Raw genomic sequence first — 23,802 nt, 5'->3', positions numbered from 1 at the left:
ATGTTCTATTCACCACATCAATCCAAGAAACATAGGGCAATCAAAGTGTCATACTAACGGTGTAGCGTTTTTCGCCTCAATGGGATGCATACGTATTCATAACTTACCATTCACAATATATTAACCATAAATTTTTAGCCTTTGATTTATTCAAAGCTAAAAAAATACAAAAACACAACCTAGTAACAATCTGCACCTCCGTTAGTCCAAGATCACATATTTACATTCGAATCTAAATGATATCGTTTATCATTTGAATTAACTAAGTTATACTTCTCGCGGTTAGCTATCCCCTGTTAATAGAAATGCATTCACCGTTAAGCCGAGTCTTCTGCCGTTAAACCAGAAAGCTCAAGCACACTTTGCAGAATTAACCGTAACGGATAGCCATAACGGACCCATATTGGCTCGAAATGAGAAGTGGCACTTATGTCTAATACACCCGCGTTTGAAACGTCAACGCAATCATCTGCAGTGCAAACGCGCTCTTTCTCACTGATTTCACGGGGGATTGTGCAAATTGCGCGATGGTTTAAGCAAGAGCAATCGCAGTTTGCCTTCAAAGTCTTTGCCCGCGCGAGCGCCGCACTGCTGGCGGGTTATATTGCGGCAGCTACCTTGGCTTGCCTGCTGACAGTCGTGCTACCAATGCCCCGCTTCGAAAGCACAATAACGGCCAATATGTTGGCTTTTCTGTTTTATGCCATCGCCATTATTTACGCCTTTTGTGTACGTAAAACCTGGCATGCATGGCGAGATCTAGGCCTAGTGAGTTTGTTATGTTTTGGTTTGCTTCAGGTGTGTGGACAGTAAGATGAAAGAGACATTTTTTAGAACCTTATCTTGGCTACATACTTGGGCAGGCTTGCTCGTGTGCTGGGTGTTATTGTTGATCTTTTTTGCGGGTAGCTTGAGCTATTTCCGCCATGAAATCAGCCTTTGGAACGAACCCGAATTACACCAAGGGGTTTATCAAGACTATCAAGCCGATACGCTCGCAAATCAGCTGGATAAAGGCCAAGATTATATCGCAGCGCATTCGCCCGAATCGGCGCAGCGCTGGATGATAGGTTTTCCGACCGAACGTAAGCCCTTTCAAAGTGTGAGTTGGCAATTGCCACCAGAAAAAGGTCAACGTCGCGGCAAAACAGAAGAACATGTGGCCCTCGCCGATGGCAGCGGCATGATCTCAGAAGTGCGCGCAAGTCGTGGCGGCGATTTCTTCTATCGTCTGCACTTTGACTTGCATTATATGTCCGCAATTACGGCCCGATATATCGTCGGTATTTGCACTATGTTTATGCTAATTGCCCTTATCAGCGGCATAGTGATCCACAAGCGGATCTTCAAGGATATGTTCAGCTTTAGACGCGACAAGGGCGCCCGCTCTTGGTTAGATGCACACAATGTGAGCTCTGTCATCGCCCTGCCCTACCATCTGATGATCACTTATACCGGGCTTATCACCCTGATGTTGATCTATATTCCGTGGACGGTGGATACCGCCTATTCGGGTGACAGCCAAGCCTTTTTAAAAGAGCTGAACCCCGCCAGACAAACCGAGAAAGCCACGGGGATTAGCGCGTCACAGGTGCAGCTGAGTCAATTACTGCCGCAGGTGCAAGCCGCTTGGGGCGATGCGCCGATTAAGCAAGTGATAGTCTCATACCCTAAAGATCAAAATAGCCAAGTGACCTTTTACCAAAACACAGGTAAAGATGTGACCGATGAGGCCAACATTTTGATATTTAACGGGGTCAATGGTGAGCTTAAGTATGCCAGCCCGCATGAAGCCTCGGGAGCATCCGCTACCTACGACACTATGATGTCGCTACACACGGCGCGTTTTGCCGCCCCGCTATTACGAATATTATTCTTTTTCTGCGGCATATTAGGTTGCGCTATGGTCGCTACAGGCACCTTGATGTGGGCCATTCGCCTACGTCAAAAACAACAGAAAGCCATAGATAAAGGCGAGAAACCAAGCTTAGGATTACGTCTTGTCGAAGGGTTAAACTTCATGTTTATCTTAGGATTACCCTTAGGCGCTGTGAGCTTCTTTTACGCAAATCGTCTGCTATCGACAAGTTTTGCAGGCCGCTCCGAATGGGAAGTTCACATCTTCTTTATCGCGTTAGCGGCAATGGGAGTGTGGGCTTTCTTTGGCCGTTCACGTCGCCAGTGGCAAACGGCATTGATACTCACAGGCAGTTTGTGCTGTGCACTGCCTGTGCTCAATGCCTTCACTTCGCCGAGTAATCTCATCGATAATATCCAATCCCATCAATGGCCTTTAGTCGGATTTGACGTGCTCGCCATTCTACTTGGCGGCGCTATGCTAATTGCCAGCAAAAGACTAACTTTAATTGCTAAAGCCCCAGCCAAGCGCCCAACAAGACCTGCATTCAATGCGCCGAATGCCAAGGCGAATAAAGCGCGCCGCAGCGAGCCACAAACATCCCTAGCCAACGAACTTACCTCGCCGTCTTCATTGGAGGAAGCCAAATCATGATGCCAGAATTTATCCCTGTACTTGGGATCTTAGGCTTAAGTTATCTCTCACTGGCCCTGTTCGCCTTAGCTAAGTTTGGCCATTTTAAGGATGTGTTTAACCGTCCACCAGCACAATGGCAGAGCCATTTGCTCACTTTGTTTGCTTGGTTATTACTGGCATTTAGCTTAAGTGCCTGCGCGAGCGATCAAGGCTGGGCCTACGGTAGCATTTTATTTATGGGGATCATTTCCCTCGCGGCCATGCTGGTCATACTGACGTTAAGCTACAGTCCACGCCATTTACCGATTGGTATCGTCGCTGGTAGCGTACTCACAAGCAGTCTATTACTGAGTGCTGGGCTATAACTTCTCCGCACTAATCTATAACTTCCTGCCGCACTGAGCCACAGGTCATGGCTAAGTGCGCACCGCTAGGCTATAGTGCCCTGATGTCCTTCAGATAGGAGAAAATAATGGGCTTTAACTTAACGGTTAACTGGCAAACCTCGCCCGCCGAAGAAGGCGAATTTTGTCGAGACCACAGTATTACATTTGGCAGCGGCCAGACGATTCAAGCCTCGTCGGCACCGGAATATAAAGGCAATGGGCAGAATGTAAACCCAGAGGAAAGCCTGCTAGCGGCGTTATCCTCATGTCATATGTTGACCTTTCTCGCGATTGCACATCTTAAGCGCTTACCTGTCACGTCCTATGTGGACAATGCCACTGCAGAGCTGGGTAAAAATGAAGCAGGCAAGTTGGCCGTCACTAAGATGGTGCTGAATCCTAAGGTCATGTTTGCCGAAGGGATTGAAGTCAGCCAAGAAACCCTTGAGAAAATTCACGAAAAAGCACATGCAAATTGCTTTATCGCCAATAGTTTAGCGACAGATATTCACATCAAGTTTTAAGATTTGTGCTGATATCTACGGCCCGCTAATGGTTTTCCTAAGCGGGCTTTTTTATTGCCGCACCGCAGATCATTACCAGTCTGACTCATTGCCATCACCGAATCACCGTCGCCGCCCCCACACAGAGTCTTACCATCCGCATCCCCGAAACCTTTTCCATGGTTCAGCTCATGTCCAGCTTTTAAACCGTAGGATGGCTAACTTAGTGCCAACTGCTGGAGTTAAAAGATGCACATTCAACCACTATAGCGACAGGAACGAGTCAAGGGATTTCAGCGCCAACGGCCTATTACCTAAGCCATAACGAAGACGCGAGAGCGATAACAGTTAATCACATTGCCCAACAACAGCGAGTGAACACTATGCAGAACTACGTAGAAACGACTAAGAATATTAATGAATGGGCATAAAAATGGGTGTTGTCTCGGGAACTAAGAGACAACACCCTAACTTTGTACGCGACTATGTTAACTGAGATACCTTAAATTTCAGTTAAATACTGAATTTAAATATCAATTACTTAGCTTTTATATCCTGTGCCATTCCTTTTGCCGGCATAGGCTGCGCTTTTAAGGCTGGAACGGGCTGCTTAACCAATTCATCCTTCAAATAGCTTATTGCAGTCTCAAGCTGTGCATCTTTACCGTTAAAGGTCGCAAAAGGTAAGTTATCGACTTCGATATCCGGCGTTACGCCATGCCCTTCCAGCACCCAGCGACCATCCATTGCATACTGTGGATACTCGGCCACCCGCGCCATTCCTTTATCGGTCAACGAGTTTCGCCCAGATAGCCACACGCCCGCCCCTGCCGTTTGCTTACCAATTAGCGGGGCAATACCCAGCGCTTTAATCCCTGCGGAGAAAGTCTCACCGTCGGAATAGGTCAGTTCATCGGTTAACACCACTAAATGGCCGCGGAAGGTTTGCTGCATATTGGTGTTTGCCGTGCCGTGAGTCGGTTGCCAGAAAGCCCAAGCGCGGCGCAATAACTTCTCGATAATCCAACTGTCGATATTGCCGCCGCGATTACGGCGAACGTCGATAATCAAACCGTCTTTATCGTAATTGGTATAAAACTCACGGGCGAAACTTTCAATATCGCCGCCGCCCATGGCATATAAGTGCAAATAACCAATCTTGCCCTTACTCGCATCCTCGACCACTGCCGCGTTATGGCTCACCCAATCTAAATAACGTAATTGGCCATCAACCATAGCGCTGACGGGCATAACGATGGTTTTATGGGTTTGGCTGCCACGCTTAAGTTGCAGTAATACTTGCTTGTCCTGTTGATTGCGCAACAGCCGCGTGACATCAGCCACGTTCGCCACTGGCGTGCCATTGATGGCCAGCAGCACATCGCCTTCTTTGGCATCGACTTCGATACGATTTAACGGTGAAGCGTTAGCTGGCAACTCAGGATCGTTACTGTAAATATGCGCAATTTTAACGCCATCGGCGGTTTGCTGTAGACGGGCACCTAAGCTCGCGGCTTTAGCCGCATCGGGATCTTTGGGTAAATCACCGCCGCGTACCTGTGAGTGCAATGAATCTAATTCGCCCATCATTTGCATGAAGATATCGTTCAGTTCGTTACGGTCAGTCAGGCGGTCGAGCAAAGGTTGATACTTAGTTTTGGTCGCTTGCCAATCGAGGCCCCGCATCTTCTTATCGAAGAAAGATTCTCTGTGCATCAACCAAGCATCTTCAAACATTTGTTGCCATTCAAGCTGGGGAGAAATCGCTAATTGCCATTGATCCGTTTGCACTTTGGCATTATCGGTATCGCCTAGCTTATCGCCACCGTCAACGATCATCAGCGCCTTGTCATTGCTGAACTTACGCAGCATCAGCTTTTTGCCATCGGCAGAAACCGCATAATGGCCAATGTCCTCGGCAAAAACCTCGGCTTTCGGACTTAATGGATCAAACTTGATGGTCATCAGACTCGGTTCAGCGTCATCACCCATCGCTTGGTCGAGCACATAAAGCCTGCCATCGACGGCGCGCAGTTCACTGTAATTGCCTGAATCGATAGGCACTTGCCATAGACGCTGCGAAATACCAGACCAATCGATTTTCACCGGATTCGGTTTATCATTAGCATCCGTTTTGTCAGCTTGGTTAACGCTGAGTTCATTGGGTTTACTAAAGGGGAATTTGGCATTGTTAACTAAGGCGATGGCAAAAATTTGGCTGCGTTTATCAAACACTGGGCCCATGTTTCTATCGCCCCAAGGTGAACTTGGCGTGGCGCTGAATTGGCGATTTGACAGGAAATATAACCACTGGCCGTCACTGCTAAAGGTTGGCGAATAGGATTCGTACTTATCGCTGGTGAGCGTCTCGGCCTTATTTTCATCCACAGAGTAAAGGACGATTTGCGGTCTTTGTTTACCGATTTCCGACTTAGTTAATGCAATGAAACGGCTGTCTCCGGACCAGCGAATATCAGCGTAAGGCCCAAGTCCTTCACCGTTAGTGATGATTTTTTGATTGGTATTTTTCTTTAAGTCGAGCAGCCAAACATTGCCATCGTTATCGTCGTGGGCGATAAATCGACCGTCATTGGACAGATTCAGGCTCATTCTTAAGGTATGACCGTCTTTTGTCAGCTGCTTAGCACCACTGCTGCCATCGGCGGGGAATTGCCAAATTTCTTGCTGACCTGTCATGTCGCTAATCGCATAAACAGACTTGCCATCTTGACTCAATATCGCTTCTCTCACGCGATAAGTCCCTGGCAGCGCAACTTGAACTAAGCGCGAGCCATCAACACCCGCAATTGCCACATGGCTGCGGGCGGTTATCACCACTTTATCGCCAGCAAGGGCTAAATCGGTGGAGGATGCGTAATCCATAGGATCTTTCACCCAGTGCTCACGGCGCTGGGCAAAATCGGACGTGAGTTCAATATTGACTAATGCGTCTTTTGCGGCCGCGATATCAAATACATGGATATCAGCACCCTGCTGGAAGACCACTTTGCCTTGATCCATCTGCGCGCCGCGGACTTGCCAATCTTTAAATTGGGTCAACTGTTTTGCGTCTGAACCATCGAGCGCCATCGACCAGAGGTTGTCGTTACCATCGCTGTCGCTGATAAAATAGAGTCTGTCTTGCCATAGCATAGGTTGGCGCACTGAGCCGTCGTGCTGGCCGCTGAGCAACTGGGCTTCGGTTTTGCTGCCGAGTTTAAAGCGCCATAATTCGCCCTTTGCGCCGCCACGGTACACTTTGGCGTTATCGCCAGTGACTTGCAGGCCAAAGCGGGTGAAATACACATATTCGTTGCGCTCATCAATCACACCTTCGACCGCATCGGCTAAGGGTAAATCTGTGGTCGTGAGGGTTTTAGGATCGACGCTGCGTAGCATCCAATTATTCGCGGGGCCAAAACCACTGTCGGTGGAATATAAAATCTCGCCTTTTGGGGTCCAACCTTGAACCCGCACACGGCTATTCTCAAAACTCACCCGCTTGGCCACACCGCCGGCAACCGGGATCACATACACTTCGCTCGCGCCTTCATAATTGGCCACATAAGCAACCCACTTGCCATCGGCGGAAATGGTCGCACCTAGCTCTTCTGCGGGTAAACTCGTTAAGCGAGTCGCCGCTTTTTGACCTAAGGTCTGAGTCCATAAATCCCCTTCAGCGGTAAAGACTAAGGTTTGATCGTGCAGGGCTGGCGCGCGGTAATATCCTTGATTGCTCACCGCATCGGCAGCGATGGCTTGGGCCGCAGTGAACGTGCCTAGGGCAAGCATGCAGCAGGCGACAGAATGGCGAAGTTTCATGTATGACCTCTATCCTATTGTTATTTTTAGCAATGGACTCTTTGACTACGAGATTTTGCTAGCAGATTTAGCGAAGAAATTCTTGCCATAGACTTTTGCAAAATACCGCAATCAAGCCCAAAGCATGACAATTTAGCCCACCAAGCTAGCAGAATTTAATAGAGAGTTCAGTAACTTCGAGCCAGAGAAGTTTTAGCAAATGTGTCACATCTTAAATCGCGGGAAAACAACTGAGTAAAAAACAATATTCTTTAGCGGAAAACAACAAAGATCATAGCGTTACCCTGTTGCACCACGATAAAAATCGTCAGGAGTAAGACAGGATTAGCTAACGTGAAGGGCTAGTGTTAAGGCCTGATTACGGGCTGACGTACAGCGTCTTTAGTGGACTGTTTAGGCGGCTCATATTGGATTGTTTCGCCAGTGACATTTGTTGCCATTTATTGATCACGCGTGCAATTTCACCGTTATCCATCAAGGTCTTAATCGCCTGATTAAACTGCTCTAACTGGTTTGGCGTCATACTCGCTTTACTGAGCATTAAATGGATATGGTTTTGATCTAACACTAACTTGAGTGGCACTAGCTTGATGTGTTGATGCTGACTGGCAATATAGGGCATGGCCATAGTATCGCCGACGATCATATCCCCGCGACCATAGGTGAGCATTTGTACCGACTTATCTGAGTCAGGGCTTAACACCAATAAATGCTCCTGCTCTAATCGATATTGAGACTCTTGATAATCAGCGCCATACCAACCGCTTGAAGGCACAAGCAGGCGTAACTTTTTGGTAAAAATGTCCTCCCACTTATCGACATTAATCTGATCTTTTTGCTCATCGAGCACGAATAAGCGCAGCTCTTCGTCTCGATAATAACTGGAAAAATACGCATAAGCCTGACGTTCATCCGTCATTGTCGCTCCCATCAACACATCTAACTGTCCAGCTTTCAGCATCTGATGCGATCGCTTCGCGGGCACATTGATAAAATTGATTTCGCAGCCGAGATACACGGCAAATGCCCGCATCAGATCCACATCTAAACCTTGGGCTTCTCCTTGGGGATCTTGCCAAGCATAGGGAGGCCAGTCGTTATAACCGACTTTAATGGTTTTATGACAGGGTAAAGGACTATTAACCTGCAACGCACTTTTGGCGGGCAAGGCTAAAAAAAGCAGCAATAAGACAGGAACGTATTTAAACAATGACATAGGCTAAGTTACTTGCCCCTTAAGTTGGCGATCCTCTCCTGATGAAGATGAAGCAAAACGGTTCAACGTCAGGCTTCCGCGGTGTTTTAATACCTAAATAAGCGTAGTTGGCACTTAGACAGTGCGCCATAAACACCAGTCAGATCATAGTAATTAACCGAAATAGGGCGCGGAGAATAACAACAAAAAAGGACAGTAGCTAGTTTAACGCGTTTAATGTAGCCGACTTAATGCACTTGCCATAAAGACTCCGCCTGAGTAAACGAAATCAAGTTGAAGGTTAAGCTCGCTAAATCTGACACTTATAAATAACAGCAACAACCTTAGTGGGATCGCCCATATCAGTCTGTAACCAAACGATGTGCGTGCCGCCCAATTGCTCTCCCTGAGCAATGGCAGACTCTTTGGCTTCATCTAGATTATTCTCGCGGCGACTCACCCCAGTGACGATGGCAAAACTGTCGCAGTGGGTCACTTCAAAATCGTAGGCTACATTTATGCGCCGATATAACTCTCGTTGCTCGGTTGCGCACCCTGAGGCTAAGACGCAAAAACAGACACTTAATAGAAAAAATCTAGACAAATCAATCAACCCACTGAGTAAACACGCGGGTGAACATAAACAATTAAAACTAATAAAATTGTGAATTTAATCACATTTCCATTACCAAAAACAATACAATAAGTTACAAATATTAATTAAATATCATGTAGTTAAATAAAAGTTCTTTTATGCTTACCTGCAACACAGTTCCATCAATTTATCGTTATTTTGCTTACATCTGTAAAAAGTGCGCTTATAAAAAAATGCATTTGTAAAAAGTGTACTTGTTGGCAATGTATTTATAAAAACGTATTTATAAAAATTGTGCTGATAAAAAAGGGAGCTAAGCTCCCTTCTCTTCTTTAACGCTATGTTATCTCACCGCTAGGCTAATACTTTAAGTACAAGCAGCTTAGGTTAAGATCTTGAATAAGTGCGCTTTCAGTGCGGCAAAATCAGCGGGTAAGTCAGCCGACAAGATAGGTTTATGGGCAACGGCCTCAAGCTCAACCGGCAGTGGTAAGTTAAGATTTAGCTCTCTATCCACCACATCCTTAAATTTCGCAGGATGCGCCGTACCTAAGAATATACCCACTTCGTCAGGCACTAAAGTTAAAGACAAGGCTTTAGCTGCAATCGCTGCATGGGGCTCAGACACATAACCTTGTGCATGCAACTCAGCTAATGCCAGTGAAGTTTGCTCTTCAGATAAACGCATGCCCACTAAGTTACTCAGCGGCCAAGCTAATTTCTCACAAATGGCTTCCACTCGCGGCCAGTTACTTGGCTCACTAACATCCATCGCATTAGACATAGTCGCTTGGGTTTGATTGGGCTGCCATTGGCCGTTTTCTAAATAGCGCGGCACAGTATCATTCGCATTGGTTGCGGCGATAAAGCGTTTAACCGGTAACCCCATGGCTTTGGCGAATAAACCCGCCGTCAGGTTACCAAAGTTACCACTTGGCACTGAAATCACAGGATCGGCGTCGTGGCGTTGTTTAGACTGGGCAACGGCTTCAAAGTAATAACAAATTTGCGCAAGTAAGCGGCTGATATTAATAGAGTTCGCCGAGTTTAAGCTCAAACCCTCGCGGACTTCTGGATCATCAAAGGCGCGTTTAACCAGATCTTGGCAGGCATCAAAATCGGACGATACGGCAACTGTGTGGATGTTTTTGCCCAACGTCGTGAACATCTTTTCCTGTAGCTCACTGATCTTACCCTTAGGATAGAGCACCACCACATTGACTTTCTCAAGTCCATAGAAGGCATCGGCAACCGCGGCGCCGGTGTCTCCCGAAGTCGCAGTCAGAATGGTTAAGCGTGTGTCGCCGACAAAGGCATTGACGCATTGCGCCATAAAACGTGCACCAAAATCTTTAAATGCCAGAGTAGGACCGTGGAACAATTCGAGGCAAGCGCGCTGCTCATCGACGGCAACCAAAGGTAAATCGAAGTTAAAGGCACGTTCAACCAGGTCATCAACCGCATCTTGCCCTAGTTCAGAGGCAAGCCATGCACCGAGCACTTTTTTACTGCGCTCAACAAATGGCAGCGCCAGTAGTCCTTCAATATCGTCCAAGACCGGAATTTGGGTGGGAAAGAACAAACCTCTGTCCTGACCTAAACCTAATTGCACTGCTTCTTTAAAGCTCACTTTCTGCGAAGGGTGTTTTAAATTATATAGTTCCATGCTCACTCGACCTTTTGATGCTAAGCCTTGAATGCTAATTCTTAATGCGTGCTCTTTATGCATAAGATGGATATTTAGCCTTAATGCTTAGTCTTGATACTAAAAATAAGAATTAATCGACTCTACGCGTGCCTTGCTCATCGAGGCGACACACGTGGGCAAAGCCACCCACCTCGGTTAAATAATGCTGTTCTAACCAGGCTTTAGCGGTATTTGCCGTGGCTAAATCATCGGTAATCGAAAACAGCGTTGGGCCACTGCCGGAAATCCCCGTAGTCAACATGCCTAAAGCGGCTAAAGCGACTCTGGCATTGTCGTAACCCGGAATCGCAGCTGCGCGATAAGGCTCGGCTAACACATCCTTTAATACGCTGATCGCAAGCTTGGCATTCTGCTGATAAGAGGCATGTACAAAGGCACTTAAATAACGACCAAAATCGATAGTGACACTTTTATCGTATTGATCAGGCATGAGTTTACGCATCATCGCCGTCGAAAGTGAAATACCTGGATAGGCCACAACCCAATACCATTCTTTAAAACTCGGTATGGCTTCACATACTGTGCCCGGCACATTGAGCATCAATTGCATGCCGCCCAAATAACAGGGGGCGACGTTGTCATAGTGCACACTGCCGCTGATCTTACCTTCAAACTCGCCCATCAGTTCCAGCAGGGCTTGCTCGCTGTAAGGTCTGTCAAAATGTTCATTTAAGGCATATAACGCCGCCACGACTGAACTTGCACTCGAACCTAAACCACTGCCAACGGGTAGGTTCTTTTCCAGTGTCAGCGCTACGCCTTCATCTGCTTTACCAAGCGCGTCTAAATACTCCTTACTCAGGGCGGTTAAGAAGAATTCGGCACATTGGTACACTATATTGTCTTGCGGATTTTCAGGCAGTTTATGGGCCCAAGCACCAGTCTGCGCCAGACTCACACCCGACTCTGCCGCCGCGATAGTCACTCTGTCGCCGAGTAAACTGCCATCAATCGGCGCCAAAGCGGCGCCCAGTAAATCAAATCCGACTCCCACGTTACCCATAGAGGCTGGAGCGTAAACGGTCAAACTCATACACTCACCTCACGAGTCCAATTCAAGGTTCTTAATACATCGGCAAAGGCGCCAGCGGCGGTCACTTCCGTTCCTGCGCCATAACCGCGCAGCACAAACGGAATGGGCTGATAATAACGGCTGTAGAATGCCAAGGCATTTTCGCCGCCTTTAACACTATAAAGGGGATCCTGTGCATCGACTTCGGCGATACGCACACGGCAGACGCCATCTTCAATTTGTCCCACATAACGCAGTACTTTACCTTGGGCTTTGGCCTGCGCCACTTTAGCGGCAATAGCAGTATCAACCTGCGGCAAACGCGCCATAAAGCTTTCAACATCACCTGAATCATCAAACTCGGCTGGCAATACAGATTCAACCTGCACATCACTGAGTTCTAGCTTTAGTCCCACTTCACGGGCAAGAATGAGCACCTTACGCGCCACATCCATACCGCTCAAATCATCACGGGGATCTGGCTCAGTAAAACATTTTTCCCGCGCCAGACCTGTCGCTTCAGACAGTGTCATGCCGTCATCGAGCATGCCGAAGATAAAGGATAAAGAGCCCGATAAAATACCATTAAACTTATGCAGTTTATCGCCCGCAAATAACAGTTTTTTCAGGTTATCGATAACAGGTAAACCTGCGCCGACTGTGGTTTCGTATAAGAATTGGCGACGCTGTTTTAAGGCTGTTTGGCGAAGCGCTTGGTAATAAGCATAATCGCGAGTGTTCGATTTTTTGTTCGGCGTGACCACATGCAAACCTGAGTTCATCACATCCAAATACAGATCCGACACTTGCTCGCTCGAAGTGCAATCCACCAGTACAGGATTCAGTAGTTGTTGCTCTTTCGCCCATGCCAGTAACGCTGGGATATCACAGGCTTGCTGACTATCGGCAAGCAAACTAGACCAGTTGCTTAAATCGATGCCCGCACTGTCGAGTAACATCTTGTTCGAATTCACTATGCCGCAAACACGGATACTGATGTGCTGCTCTTTGAGCATGGCGGACTGTTGTTTTATCTGTTCGAGCAGGCCGGCACCCACGTTGCCACATCCCACTAAAAACACATCTAAATATTGCTGCACATCGAAAAAGCCTTGATGACAAGCTGCTACTGCATGCTTAGTCTTACGCTGCTCGATCACAGTCGAAATCGAGCGCTCGGACGATCCTTGGGCGATGGCGATAATGTTCACGCTCGCCTGCGCTAACGCTTGGAAGAAACGCGCCGCCACCCCTTTGTGGGTACGCATACCATCACCAATCAAGGACACAATTGCCAGCTCATGGCGCATAGCGATAGGCTCAAGCAAATCACTTTTTATTTCTAACTCAAACTCTTGCTCTAAAGCCCATTTCACTTTGGCCGAATCAGATGTAGCCACACAGAAGCTAATGCTGTATTCAGAAGAACTTTGGGTGATTAAAGACACGGATACGCCGCTGCGGGAAATCGCCGCTAAAGTACGGCTCGCCATGCCAACCATGCCTTTCATGCCTGGGCCTGAAATATCGAACATGGTCTGGTTATCTAAATTGGAGATAGCTTTAACCTGCAAGCCGGTTTCATCGGCTTGGTTTGAAACCAAAGTGCCGGGCGCATCAGGATTAAAACTGTTTTTGATATAACAGGGAATATGGAACTGAGCGATAGGGGCAATCGTCTTAGGATGCAATACCTTAGCACCAAAATAGGACAGCTCCATCGCCTCTTGATAGCTGAGCTGAGACAAGAGTTTAGCGTCGGCAACCACACGGGGATCGGTATTATAGACACCGTCAACATCGGTCCAGATTTCACAACTTGAAGCATCCAAACAGGCGGCGAGCACGGCAGCAGAATAGTCAGAACCATTACGGCCTAACGTCACCACTTTGCCCTGTTCATCGGCGGCGGTGAATCCCGGCATCACCCATACGCGTTTTTCACCTAATGCCAACGCGCGAAACCTTGGCTTACTCACAGCGATATCAACGACAGATTCTAACGGACGACCACGACCTAAAAATAAGGCGCGTGGGTCAAGCTGAGCCGAAGTGATCCCCTTAGATATCATCACTTGTTCCATCAAGGCTGCAGATAAACGCTCACCAGCAACCACGATTTCGGCGCGGATACCATCGGGACATTCTTGCAGTAATCCGATACCACGTAATCTATCCTGCCAGATCACCAGCTGGGCATTGAGTCCAGAAAAAAGCTGTTCGCTTTGCTCACTCGACAACACTGAGTTAACGGCGTCTTGGTACAGCGAAGTAAATACCCGCTCAACGTGCTGCAGCACAGGTAAATATTCTTCACCTTTAACGGCTACGTCGACCATTTCTAATAAAGCATTCGTCACAGTTGCAGGGGCCGATAGCACAGTGGCTATAGGTTCAAGCTTAGATGACTGAGCAACGATATCCGCTGCCATCGAGAATCGCTGCCAATTTGCAAGCGAGGTACCACCAAATTTCATTACTTTCATCTTGTTCTCCTGTACCGCGCCCGACTTAGAAATAAGAGCTAGAAACAAAAAAGCCCGCTTCTTTGTGGGAAGCGGGCTCATTGTTAAAATTCTTTAGGGTGTATCAGCCCGCCCCCACTATTGTTGTAGTGGTGGTTGTAATAATGGTAGTTACTACGAAACCTAGGCTATGCATGTGTTTGGGCTAATCCATGTTAATTTCTTGATAAACAGAATTGCTTTTTTTACCCGCGCTTGTCAACCCCTAAAATGGATTATTTATCAGCAAATCTTCACACTCGATAAAATACTGTATCAAGATTAGTTAATATAAAGTTTTCTAGGGGTAAAAATGCGATTTATGCAATAGATAACTGTTGACGTTAACGTAATAAAGCGAGAAAGCTATTAGATAATCACTTATTTTTCAGATAATTATTTATAGTTCACTTTTAACTAATGCGTTATTTGTTCTACCTCATCACTCAAGCCAAATTGACAGGCTAATGAGCAAAAATCACATTACACATGCTGCACCGCGTAAAACTGGCTTTAATCTGCCGAAAAAAAAGCTGTGCGATATCTAACATAAGCCACTTCAAATTATCGCCAGCACTAAAAAAGCACGTTATTATGCGCGCACATTCCGAACCGGAGGCGATATGAAGATCACTCAACACAGCGCGGTAACCATTCATTACCGTTTATCAGATCAAGAAGGCAGACTATTAGAAGACTCTTTCGACTCTGAACCTATGCTATATCTACACGGCACTGAAAACCTGATCCCAGGTTTAGAAGCCGCATTAGATGGTAAAACCAAAGGCGAAAAACTCGATGTCACTATTAGTGCCGAAGAAGCCTATGGCCCTTACCACGATGGCCTACGTCAAGCCGTGCCATTAGAAGCCTTTGGTGATATCGAAGATATCGTCCCAGGTATGCGCTTCATCGCCGAAACTGAAATGGGTCAACGCCCAGTTCAAGTCATGGAAGTAAAAGATGATGTTGTTATCGTCGATGGCAACCATCCTTTAGCGGGTCAATCACTCAACTTCAGCGTCGAGATCGTTGACGTTCGCGAAGCCTCTGCCGAAGAAATTGCCCATGGCCACGTTCATGCCCAAGGCGGTTGTGGAAGTCATGGACATGATCACGACCATGGCGGTGGATGCTGTGGCGGTTCAGGTAAAGAAGAAGCAGGCGGCTGTTGTGGTGGTTCAGACCACGATCATGGACATCACCATGAAGAGCATGAAGCCTGTGACACACCTAAAACAGGTTGTGACGGCAATGGCGGCTGTGGTTGCCGCGGCTAGATACAGATTGATGCCCAAGGTGAGCTAGAAATAGTTTATCCCTAAGCGGTTGAACTGCCATAGTTTAACCTTTTAAGATGCACGCCCTTAATTTAAGGTCGTGCATTTTTTATACGCAAGCGTTTATACTATTCGTAATAGATAAATAACTGACTGGTAAATTGAAGTATTCAATTTTTATATGAATATTTTCAATTAGATATTGATATCAACCTGAGTTAAGCGACGGAGTGCTTATGTTAACCAAACCCCTTTACGAAATTTTGCCTTTTGGCTACATGGCGCTCGGTAGTTCGAGTTTTATTGCACTCGACATCAACTATGCCCTAGTCGCGGCAACAGTAGTGTTCGTCTTAGGTGCGAGGATCTACGTTATGCGTTCTCAAAACCGTCGAACAGACTCGGCAAGGCGACGTAAGTCAGGCTATCTTCCCGAAATGATTTATAACTTCTTACCTTTTATCTATCTCATAGCGGCATTGGCTATCTTTAAATTCCTTCCCAAGGACCATTACCCTATTGTGGCTATCTGCTTACTCAGCTACGGCTTATATATTCTGGTGCGTCGTTCACTCTATCGTCGCCATAAGCTGCCCATCACGCCTTAAGGCAGAGTTCTATTCACCAAAACAAGCGCAAATGATGTCCACAGGGCTTGTATCCATGTGGGCACTAACCAATCAACTTTTGAACTCTCGCTCTATGCTCCGGAGACATATTTTTCAAGTAATTAGAACAACGCGTGATCGTCGCAATACTCACTTCATATTCTGCAGCTATGTGCCTTTGGCTCATATCCCCATCCAATAACAACTGAAATACCTTTAAGCGTCCGGCAACCGCACTACGCTCTTCTTCGGTTAACAGTAAATGAAACAACACAGAAAGATCTTCATAATTGCTGTGGCTCAAAATTTTTTCTAATACTAGATCCCAGTTTGCTCGCATAATAACCCTCATAAGTACTGTTCAAGCATTACATTGGCAGTCTAACAGATTTACTCTACATACAAATAACTTGTTACGTTTATTCATCTTATCCAGACAAAAACTGACAAAAATGCTTCTAGTACATCAAGTTAATTTGTGTACAATAGAAGCGCAATGTCACACTTCGACGCTAATTTGTGAGAATACGATGAAAAAATTACTACTTACTCTCGTTGCCAGTACTCTATTGGCTTCAGCTGCACAGGCACACAATTTCGAAGATTCTAAAGATGCGATTGAATACCGCCAATCTGCATTTGGTCTTATTGCTTATAACTTCGGCGATATGGCTGCCATGATGAAAGGCAAAAAACCTTTCGAAGCGGAAACCTTCGCAATGCGCGCAACGAATGTTGCTGCATTATCAAAAATTCCTTTCGAAGGTTTTATTGATGGCTCAGACAAAGGCGACACTGAAGCCTTAGCCAAAGTTTGGCAAGACAGAGCTGATTTCGATGCAAAAATGAAAACTTTCCAAGAGAATGCCGCCATTCTTGCTACTGTTGCTCAAAAAGGTGATCAAGCTGAAATCAAGCAAGCCTTTATGAATACAGGAAAAAGCTGTAAAGGTTGTCACGACGTTTATAAGAAAGACTAGTTCTATTTAGTTTTTCGTCCATCAAAAAGCCTGCTAATTAGCAGGCTTTTTGTTACTCAAACACTCTGCGTAAAACTATAGCACTTGCACTATCGGCCACATTAAATACACAAAGACCACAGCCGCTAATACAGCCAGCAGCACTAAGGCAAGCCACTCTGACTTGAATGTAAGATCACGATTCACGCTTGATGACAGTGCCACCTTAGAGACCTTCTTGTAGCCACTGAGCATAGCACCAACTAACTTATCGCCCTTGATAGCATGGATAACCACTGCCAGTACATGAATGGCACTCAGCGCTAGGATAAGGTTAAAGTTCATCTTATGTAGCCAAGTCAAAAACCCACTGGTATCTGAACTGACATAACTATAGAGCGGACCTTCGGTAAAAATATCATCAGTCGCAAAAAGGCCTGTGACTAATTGCAGGCTAATGATCCCAATCAGTGCGACAACCATGTAGCCACCAATAGGATTGTGCCCCAGCACAACGGACATTCCCTTAGTTTTGATTGCTTTCAAGTAGTCGAGCACAACCTTAGGGTGATGAACAAAGTGGCTAAACCTTGCCGTATCGCTACCAATGATCCCCCAAAGGATCCTAAATCCAATGAGGATCAGCAAACTATAAGCAAAAATTTGATGCCACTGCATTTCGCCAGCGTCAGCACTCCACCATAAAAGTGCCAACAGACACACCATGCCCCAATGGAAAATTCGCGTGGGTAAATCCCAGACCTTAATCTTAACGTGTTCAATATTCATAAAATGGGCAAACTCAAAGTGAACGAATGAAATAAGTTGAGGTATTTTATCGGGATTTGGGATGAAACTTAAAGTAAATATAAGTAAATAAGGGCAAAGACTGCGGAGTTATCCCATCGAATATGACTCGATTTAGCAGGCAATACAAGGCTTTTTGGCCAGGAGTTATTGATATTTGTCTAAGTGATCAAATATCCAACGAACAGTAACTAACTGGCACAAAAATGTGATCTAGATCTCGTTTTATAGTGCAGACCTTGGTAATCTGAAATCCAAGGAAACAACAGAAGGTTCGAAATATGCTAAAGATTACTAGCAAGCAACTTGAAGTCACATCTCCTATTCGCGAACGTATTGAAAGCCGTTTCGAAAAACTTTCAAGGCATGATGTGCAAATGATAAATCCCCATGTAATCATTACGGAGGAGAAACCTGGTTTCAAAATTGAAGCATCGGTTGGCATCCCAAATGGAGAACTCTTCGCTCAAGCAAAACATGAAAATTTATATACTGCGATTAACGCTATGGGCCAAAAATTAGAGAAGCAGCTCAATCGCATAACACACAAACCGGAAGCACAACGTTCCACATCATTAACACCGACTAATAATATTGTTGAAGTTGACGACGAGTACGAGGAGGAAGATGCGGCATAATTTAAGTTTAGTGAGTGCGAGAAACGCATCACTTTGAGAGCAATAAAGTAGAAATATTTAATCAGATCACAGTTTTTACAAAAGCTTAGTGCAATCATTTTAATGATGAAAAAAACAGTTCGTTTGACTAAATACCTACTACACTTTACAAAGTGACAGCAAGAATCGAAGTGGTGCGAATTTAAATCGTTTCAAATTTTGATTTACTTTAAATTTTGATTTACATATATTGGTTAACAGATATTAAGTTATAAATAACGTTACTGGATATAACTAAGGAGAACGACCAATCTAAGCTATATCGTTTTAAGTACTAAGGGTTTTAAGTTCTAAGATTTACTGTTAATGATTAATTTTACTTATAATTTCCACGTTCAAAAGCTCAACGTTATACTTTCAACTAGGTTCCACTTTCAATAGTGAGTTAGGAAAGGAGGCAACGCAAAGCGAACAATTTGATAATATTGATATTGTTGATATTAGTTACAATCAAGTATGTTGGCATTCACTAAAAGTAGTGCTCAATTTTGACCGAATAACAGGATGACCACCAGAAACAGGCGGCATTGCTGAACACCAGAGTTAACATAAGGAGCCGAGTACAGCGCAACGAGTACATTAGCGAAACCTTTAACTATCCAATTTTTTATATCCACAATGGAGGCCCAGGTAAAAATAAACAAAAGTCATATTAACATAAGCTACATTACCAAAAGTGCTTATTGTAAAACGGGTCGGCACCAATTCGTGCTAAACACTGAGATAAATGAGGTAACAACTGTCACATTTAGTTAGATGTAGATTAGTGATTTGAAGTGAGTCATATTTACACTGATATGTAAGTTAGCGTTTTTAGCGTGAGATTTAATGTAAGTGTTTAATGCAAGTGCAATACGTTGGTTTTATTAAAAGTTATTAGTTTACTTAGTGTTATTTGTATAGTAAAAACTGTAAATCGTATAAATATTTTATGTAATGTGTTAACTTTTACCGTTAGTTGAGTTTTGATATTTTATAGACACCTTAAATAACGTTTAATTATCAACTAAAAAGGAGGGCATCTAGACTTGACGAAAAATGCAATAACAGTAAATGAGAGTTTGTTATACGCTCCAAGTATTAACACGTTAGATTTTAAAGTAAAAAGTAATAACGCAAGTAGCAAGACCTAAACGCATGACAAGGCTAAGCTGTTTTTACAGCAATATGTACCTAGTACAACTAATGAGCCGTAAATCGTTTATTTTAAATGTTCGTTTTGTTAGTGTTAGTTTTTAATGTTATAGATCCATGTAAGTGTTAATTGTTAAAATATAAGTGCAAGACATGTCAACGTAAGTTCGCTGGTACTCAAACAGCATAGTTTCAATGTTATACGCTATGCCGCATAAAGTACTTGTTAATGTTCATTGTAAATGCAAGTCGTTATCTAGTTAGTTGTTAACGTTTTACTGTTACACGTAAATGTAAGATAAACGAGTGTTTTACCTTGTCCCACACTGACCATAAGGAGGATAAACTCGCTTGACCATATATTCATACTCAAACCAGCGCACCCTCGGGTGCGCTTTCTTTTTAGGTCGTTTATGAGAAAGTTTTGATTGACAGCTAAGCCCTAGCCCTTTAGTTTTAAGCCCATGAAAATGATAACAGCAGCTTTTTTTACTTTCTTTTTTACACCCCCCACTCTAGGAGGCGGATTTACTGTGTAAAAACGAAAGTAAAAATCCAAAGCCTCCCAAATGGGAGGCTTTTTTGTCTTAAACGATTGATAAAATACATGACGGCAATTGAGGTCAGAATGCATACACCACAGCCTTTAAATCAAACCCGAGAGCAGATCACCAATCTGGATAATGAACTGCTGGCATTACTCGCTGAGCGCCGTCGCTTAAGTCTAGAAGTGGCCCGTAGCAAAGAAGTGGATGTCAGACCCATCAGAGATACTCAAAGGGAGAAAGAACTGCTCGCTAGACTGGTGAAAGAAGGCAGAGAAAAGGGATTAGATGCCCACTATGTTATTTCCCTTTATCAGAGCATCATTGAAGATTCAGTATTGAATCAACAAGCTTACCTTCACGGCCGTGCCAATCCAGAAACACAAAAACAGCAGTATTGTATCGCCTACCTCGGTGCACGAGGCTCTTACTCTTATCTTGCAGCGACCCGTTATTGCCAACGCCGCCAAGTTGAAATGCTGGACCTAGGTTGCCAAAGTTTCGATGAAATAGTGCAAGCCGTTGAGTCTGGGCATGCTGATTATGGTTTCCTGCCGATTGAGAACACTTCCTCGGGTTCAATCAACGAAGTCTACGATGTACTGCAGCACACCAGTCTATCGATCGTTGGTGAAACGACGATTGAAGTCAGCCATTGCCTACTAGGCAAAGCTGGCAGTAAATTAGCTGACATCAAAACTGTCTATGCCCACCCTCAGCCTATTAGCCAATGCAGCAGATATTTAAGTCAGCACAAAGACTTGAGACTGGAGTACTGCTCAAGCAGCGCAGAAGCGATGGACAAGGTGAATCAAAGCCCAGATAACAGCGCAGCAGCGATTGGTAGCGCCGAAGGTGGTGCACTCTATCAACTAGAGTCGATAGAAGCAGGCTTAGCGAATCAGAAGATCAACCAAAGCCGCTTTATCGTTGTTGCCCGTAAAGCCGTTGCCGTGCCAGAGCAGTTACCCGCTAAGACCACGTTGATCATGGCGACGGGCCAAAAAGCCGGTGCTTTAGTAGAAGCCCTGTTGGTTCTGAAAGCGCATCAGTTAAACATGAGCAAACTAGAGTCACGCCCGATACCAGGAACACCTTGGGAAGAGATGTTCTATTTGGATATCGACGCGAATATCTCCAGTGAATCCATGCAGGCGGGTTTAAAGCAACTTGAGCGGATCACCCGTTTTATCAAAGTATTAGGCTGTTATCCTTGTGAAACAGTCAAGCCCACGCAGCTGAGCAACAGCCAGTTACTGATTGAACCTAGCACCTCTAAGGATCAAGTCATCAGCGAGAATGGAGCAAAGACCAGCCCTGTTCGATATAGCAAAGCCTATAAGGAGCAAGCCAGTGAGATCAACTGCGGTGCAATGACAATCGGTGCCGGGCATGTCGGTGCCATAGCGCAAATCACGCTGAATAATGACATTTCACACTTAGCGTTATCGGCTTTCGAGCAGCAAGTGAAACAGCTTAAAGAAGCGGGATTCCAAGCGGTTCTGCTCAATAGCGTTAATCAAGTGGCTATGGCGGAAGTGACCCTAGCTAAACTGCGCCAAATCCTGCATCAATATGGTCTAGTGTGCATTATTGCCATAGAGCAAGAAGCCGATATGCCATTAGCCGTTCAGCACGCCGATATGCTGTTTCTAGCGGGTAAGCAGATGTTTAATCAAACCTTACTCACTCAAGCGGGTACGTTGCCAATACCTTTGATACTTGAACGTAACGATATGGCAAGTTTTGAAGAATTACTCACGGCAACAGAAGTGATCTTAAGCCAAGGTAATCAGCAACTGATACTGTGTGACTCTGGCATTAGAACCTTAAATAACGCCAATCTACCCTCACTCGATTTAACGAGCCTGATCCAGATTAAAGCCACGAGTCATTTGCCCATTTTGATCAACCCTAGCTATGCCGTATCAGATGATGCCCTACTGGTTCAAACCCAAGGTATTAAGCAGCTTAAAGTGGATGGATTGATACTCAATTGCCCACTCGATAGCAGTGATGACCATGAGTCGCTTAATTTAATTAGCGCTGTAGTGCGGGAATTATATCGGGCTAACTAGCGCTTTATCTTGAGTGATTTAATCTTAACTGAAATGTGGTTAGTTCGAAGTGTATTCAGGGATAAATGAGACTTCTTTTATCCCTGATTGACTGAAATAAGCCTGCAAGTCAGCGTGATGACTAGCAGGCTTAATATTGTTTACTATCGCTGCCCAATCATCCTTTATGCATTTTCAGAAGAGCCGACAGCCCTCGATGGTTCGGTAACCGCATTACTCCTGCGGATAAGCCCTGTCATAGTAGAGCCCTGCACTAGAATCGAAAATACGACGACGGCATAGGTCATCACTAACAACAATTCCCGCAGCTCCACACCACCAATAGCATCGATGACAATCCCCTCAGGTAAACTCATCGCCATCGCGAGTGCTAATCCTCCCCTTAAACCACCCCAAATCAGAATCGTCTCTGCATAGGGGTTGTAAGACTTAAACAACCTAAAGCCCAAATAAGGCAATAACACACTCACGGCACGCGCCAATAACACCAATGGAATAGCCACAAACATAAACCACCACAATGGTGCTTTAAAAGTGACTAACAAAAGCAGTAAGCCGAGTAGTAGGAAAAGTAATGCATTGAAGAAAGATTCAATCAGCGACCAAAATGTCAGTAGTTTCACTCGCTCGTGGCGGGCAAAAAACTTAGGCACACTGAAATTACCTATGATGATACCTGCACTCACCATAGCTAAAGGCCCAGAAACCCCAAACACTTCCGCCATCACGTATCCCGCGGTTGGGATCAGCAAAGTGACCAACATCAATTGCGTTTCTTCCTCGCAATAGCGGAAAAAATGATGCAGCAGAAAACCAAGAACGCCACCATAAATAACCCCGCCTAACGCCTCACGAATAAATAACTCAGAGATATGGATAAACGTCAGCGGTTCAGTGGAGAAGGCTAATTGCGATATTGCCACAAAAATCACTAACCCTATGCCATCGTTAAATAAAGATTCACCTTCCACTTGGATAGCAATATCTTCCGGTGCGCCCATTTTCTTTAAAATAGCCAAAACGGCGATGGGGTCGGTTGGCGAAATCAAGGCGCCAAACAGCAAGCAGTGGCTGAGTTGTAGCGGTAGACCCAACATAGGTGCGACCCAAAATAACAGTCCTCCTATGATAAATGTCGATAATAAAGTGCTGACAAAGGCAAGGATTAAAATCTCCCACTTCTGATGCCTCAGTATTTTTAAACGGATCTGCAATGCGCCCGCAAAGAGTAAAAAACCTAACATGCCATTGAGCAGCAAGGCTTGAAAATCGAGCTTCTCTAAGCCTGATACAAAATACAGATAAACATGTCCGCCTAAGGCCTTTCCCCCTAGGAGCAATAACAAACTCATACCTAAGGCGATAGCCGTAATGGCCACAGTTTCCTGCAATTTATGGACGCGTGAAGAGACAACCGAAGTGACTAACGCCAAGGCGCAGAGGATACACAGAATTTGGTAACTGGACATAAGAGCCTCTAAATATCATCAATTTA

Annotated in this window: 18 protein-coding genes, 1 pseudogene and 1 other annotated feature; of the genes and pseudogenes, 10 read left to right on the top strand and 9 right to left on the bottom strand. The window is 45.1% G+C overall.

Going from position 1 to position 23,802, the window contains the following annotated elements; all coding sequences use genetic code 11:
• Positions 1–429: 429 nt before the first annotated feature.
• The 5 genes and pseudogenes from AC5YB3_RS18035 to AC5YB3_RS18015 form a co-directional block, all read left to right on the top strand.
• Positions 430–813 carry a DUF3649 domain-containing protein gene (locus AC5YB3_RS18035; protein ID WP_006085094.1) on the top strand — a complete coding sequence of 128 codons (384 nt, stop codon included), beginning with the start codon at positions 430–432 and terminating at the stop codon, positions 811–813.
• A gap of 1 nt (position 814) precedes the next feature.
• The gene (locus AC5YB3_RS18030) at positions 815–2,512 is read left to right on the top strand and encodes a PepSY-associated TM helix domain-containing protein (protein WP_494525864.1); all 1,698 of its coding nucleotides are present in this window, start codon (positions 815–817) and stop codon (positions 2,510–2,512) included.
• Entirely contained in the window at positions 2,509–2,859 is a 351-nt protein-coding gene (locus AC5YB3_RS18025) for a DUF3325 domain-containing protein (protein ID WP_006080813.1), read from the top strand. Before AC5YB3_RS18030 ends, AC5YB3_RS18025 begins: the two co-directional genes overlap by 4 nt.
• A 107-nt stretch (positions 2,860–2,966) precedes the next feature.
• Entirely contained in the window at positions 2,967–3,404 is a 438-nt protein-coding gene (locus AC5YB3_RS18020; RefSeq protein WP_011846187.1) for an OsmC family protein, read from the top strand.
• A gap of 230 nt (positions 3,405–3,634) precedes the next feature.
• Positions 3,635–3,814, top strand: a pseudogene (locus AC5YB3_RS18015) (hypothetical protein); the annotation flags it as partial.
• Between the two features lie 106 nt (positions 3,815–3,920).
• Here AC5YB3_RS18015 and AC5YB3_RS18010 read toward each other — a convergent pair.
• The 6 genes from AC5YB3_RS18010 to thrA all read right to left on the bottom strand — a co-directional run bounded on the left by AC5YB3_RS18010 (position 3,921) and on the right by thrA (position 14,201).
• Positions 3,921–7,205, bottom strand: a complete 3,285-nt coding sequence (locus AC5YB3_RS18010; RefSeq protein ID WP_494525863.1) for a S41 family peptidase — start codon at positions 7,203–7,205, stop codon at positions 3,921–3,923.
• Between the two features lie 358 nt (positions 7,206–7,563).
• Positions 7,564–8,421 carry a substrate-binding periplasmic protein gene (locus tag AC5YB3_RS18005; protein WP_494525862.1) on the bottom strand — a complete coding sequence of 286 codons (858 nt, stop codon included), beginning with the start codon at positions 8,419–8,421 and terminating at the stop codon, positions 7,564–7,566.
• 289 nt (positions 8,422–8,710) lie between these two features.
• The gene (locus AC5YB3_RS18000) at positions 8,711–9,013 is read right to left on the bottom strand and encodes a hypothetical protein (RefSeq protein ID WP_170927446.1); all 303 of its coding nucleotides are present in this window, start codon (positions 9,011–9,013) and stop codon (positions 8,711–8,713) included.
• 364 nt (positions 9,014–9,377) lie between these two features.
• A complete protein-coding gene (thrC, locus tag AC5YB3_RS17995) occupies positions 9,378–10,661 on the bottom strand; it encodes a threonine synthase (protein WP_259543854.1) in 1,284 nt (427 codons plus the stop codon).
• Between the two features lie 112 nt (positions 10,662–10,773).
• Complete coding sequence (thrB, locus tag AC5YB3_RS17990; protein WP_494525861.1) at positions 10,774–11,736, bottom strand: homoserine kinase; 963 nt, start codon at positions 11,734–11,736, stop codon at positions 10,774–10,776.
• The gene (gene thrA, locus AC5YB3_RS17985; RefSeq protein ID WP_494525860.1) at positions 11,733–14,201 is read right to left on the bottom strand and encodes a bifunctional aspartate kinase/homoserine dehydrogenase I; all 2,469 of its coding nucleotides are present in this window, start codon (positions 14,199–14,201) and stop codon (positions 11,733–11,735) included. The genes thrB and thrA overlap by 4 nt, the downstream gene beginning before the upstream one ends.
• A 641-nt stretch (positions 14,202–14,842) precedes the next feature.
• Between thrA and slyD the strand changes: the two genes are divergently transcribed.
• Together slyD and AC5YB3_RS17975 are read left to right on the top strand one after the other, a co-directional pair.
• Positions 14,843–15,499 (top strand): peptidylprolyl isomerase, encoded by a 657-nt coding sequence (gene slyD, locus AC5YB3_RS17980; protein ID WP_115335231.1) that lies wholly within the window; start codon positions 14,843–14,845, stop codon positions 15,497–15,499.
• Between the two features lie 236 nt (positions 15,500–15,735).
• On the top strand, positions 15,736–16,107 hold the full coding sequence (locus tag AC5YB3_RS17975) for a hypothetical protein (protein ID WP_432327050.1): 372 nt from the start codon (positions 15,736–15,738) through the stop codon (positions 16,105–16,107).
• 64 nt (positions 16,108–16,171) lie between these two features.
• Here AC5YB3_RS17975 and trpR read toward each other — a convergent pair whose 3' ends face one another.
• On the bottom strand, positions 16,172–16,447 hold the full coding sequence (gene trpR, locus AC5YB3_RS17970; RefSeq protein ID WP_011846178.1) for a trp operon repressor: 276 nt from the start codon (positions 16,445–16,447) through the stop codon (positions 16,172–16,174).
• Between the two features lie 190 nt (positions 16,448–16,637).
• On the opposite strand from trpR, the gene AC5YB3_RS17965 reads away from it, so the two are divergent.
• Positions 16,638–17,087 (top strand): c-type cytochrome, encoded by a 450-nt coding sequence (locus AC5YB3_RS17965; protein WP_006080801.1) that lies wholly within the window; start codon positions 16,638–16,640, stop codon positions 17,085–17,087.
• Positions 17,088–17,162: 75 nt separating this feature from the next.
• Here the strand turns inward: AC5YB3_RS17965 and AC5YB3_RS17960 are convergent, their stop codons facing one another.
• Entirely contained in the window at positions 17,163–17,855 is a 693-nt protein-coding gene (locus AC5YB3_RS17960) for a cytochrome b/b6 domain-containing protein (protein WP_107946843.1), read from the bottom strand.
• 299 nt (positions 17,856–18,154) lie between these two features.
• Here AC5YB3_RS17960 and hpf point away from each other — a divergent pair, with 299 nt between their 5' ends.
• Positions 18,155–18,511 carry a ribosome hibernation-promoting factor, HPF/YfiA family gene (hpf, locus tag AC5YB3_RS17955; RefSeq protein ID WP_006080799.1) on the top strand — a complete coding sequence of 119 codons (357 nt, stop codon included), beginning with the start codon at positions 18,155–18,157 and terminating at the stop codon, positions 18,509–18,511.
• 1,642 nt (positions 18,512–20,153) lie between these two features.
• Positions 20,154–20,271, top strand: a sequence feature (Phe leader region).
• Positions 20,272–20,312: 41 nt separating this feature from the next.
• Positions 20,313–22,307 carry a chorismate mutase gene (locus AC5YB3_RS17950; RefSeq protein WP_494525859.1) on the top strand — a complete coding sequence of 665 codons (1,995 nt, stop codon included), beginning with the start codon at positions 20,313–20,315 and terminating at the stop codon, positions 22,305–22,307.
• A 164-nt stretch (positions 22,308–22,471) separates the two neighbouring features.
• On the opposite strand, the gene AC5YB3_RS17945 is transcribed toward AC5YB3_RS17950, so the two are convergent.
• A complete protein-coding gene (locus tag AC5YB3_RS17945; protein WP_071939190.1) occupies positions 22,472–23,776 on the bottom strand; it encodes a cation:proton antiporter in 1,305 nt (434 codons plus the stop codon).
• Between the last annotated feature and the right edge of the window lie 26 nt (positions 23,777–23,802).

It is taken from the genome of Shewanella sp. 1311 (assembly GCF_059338235.1).
The sequence above is the reverse complement of the archived record's forward strand: the minus strand, read 5'-3'. Positions and strand labels throughout refer to the sequence as shown.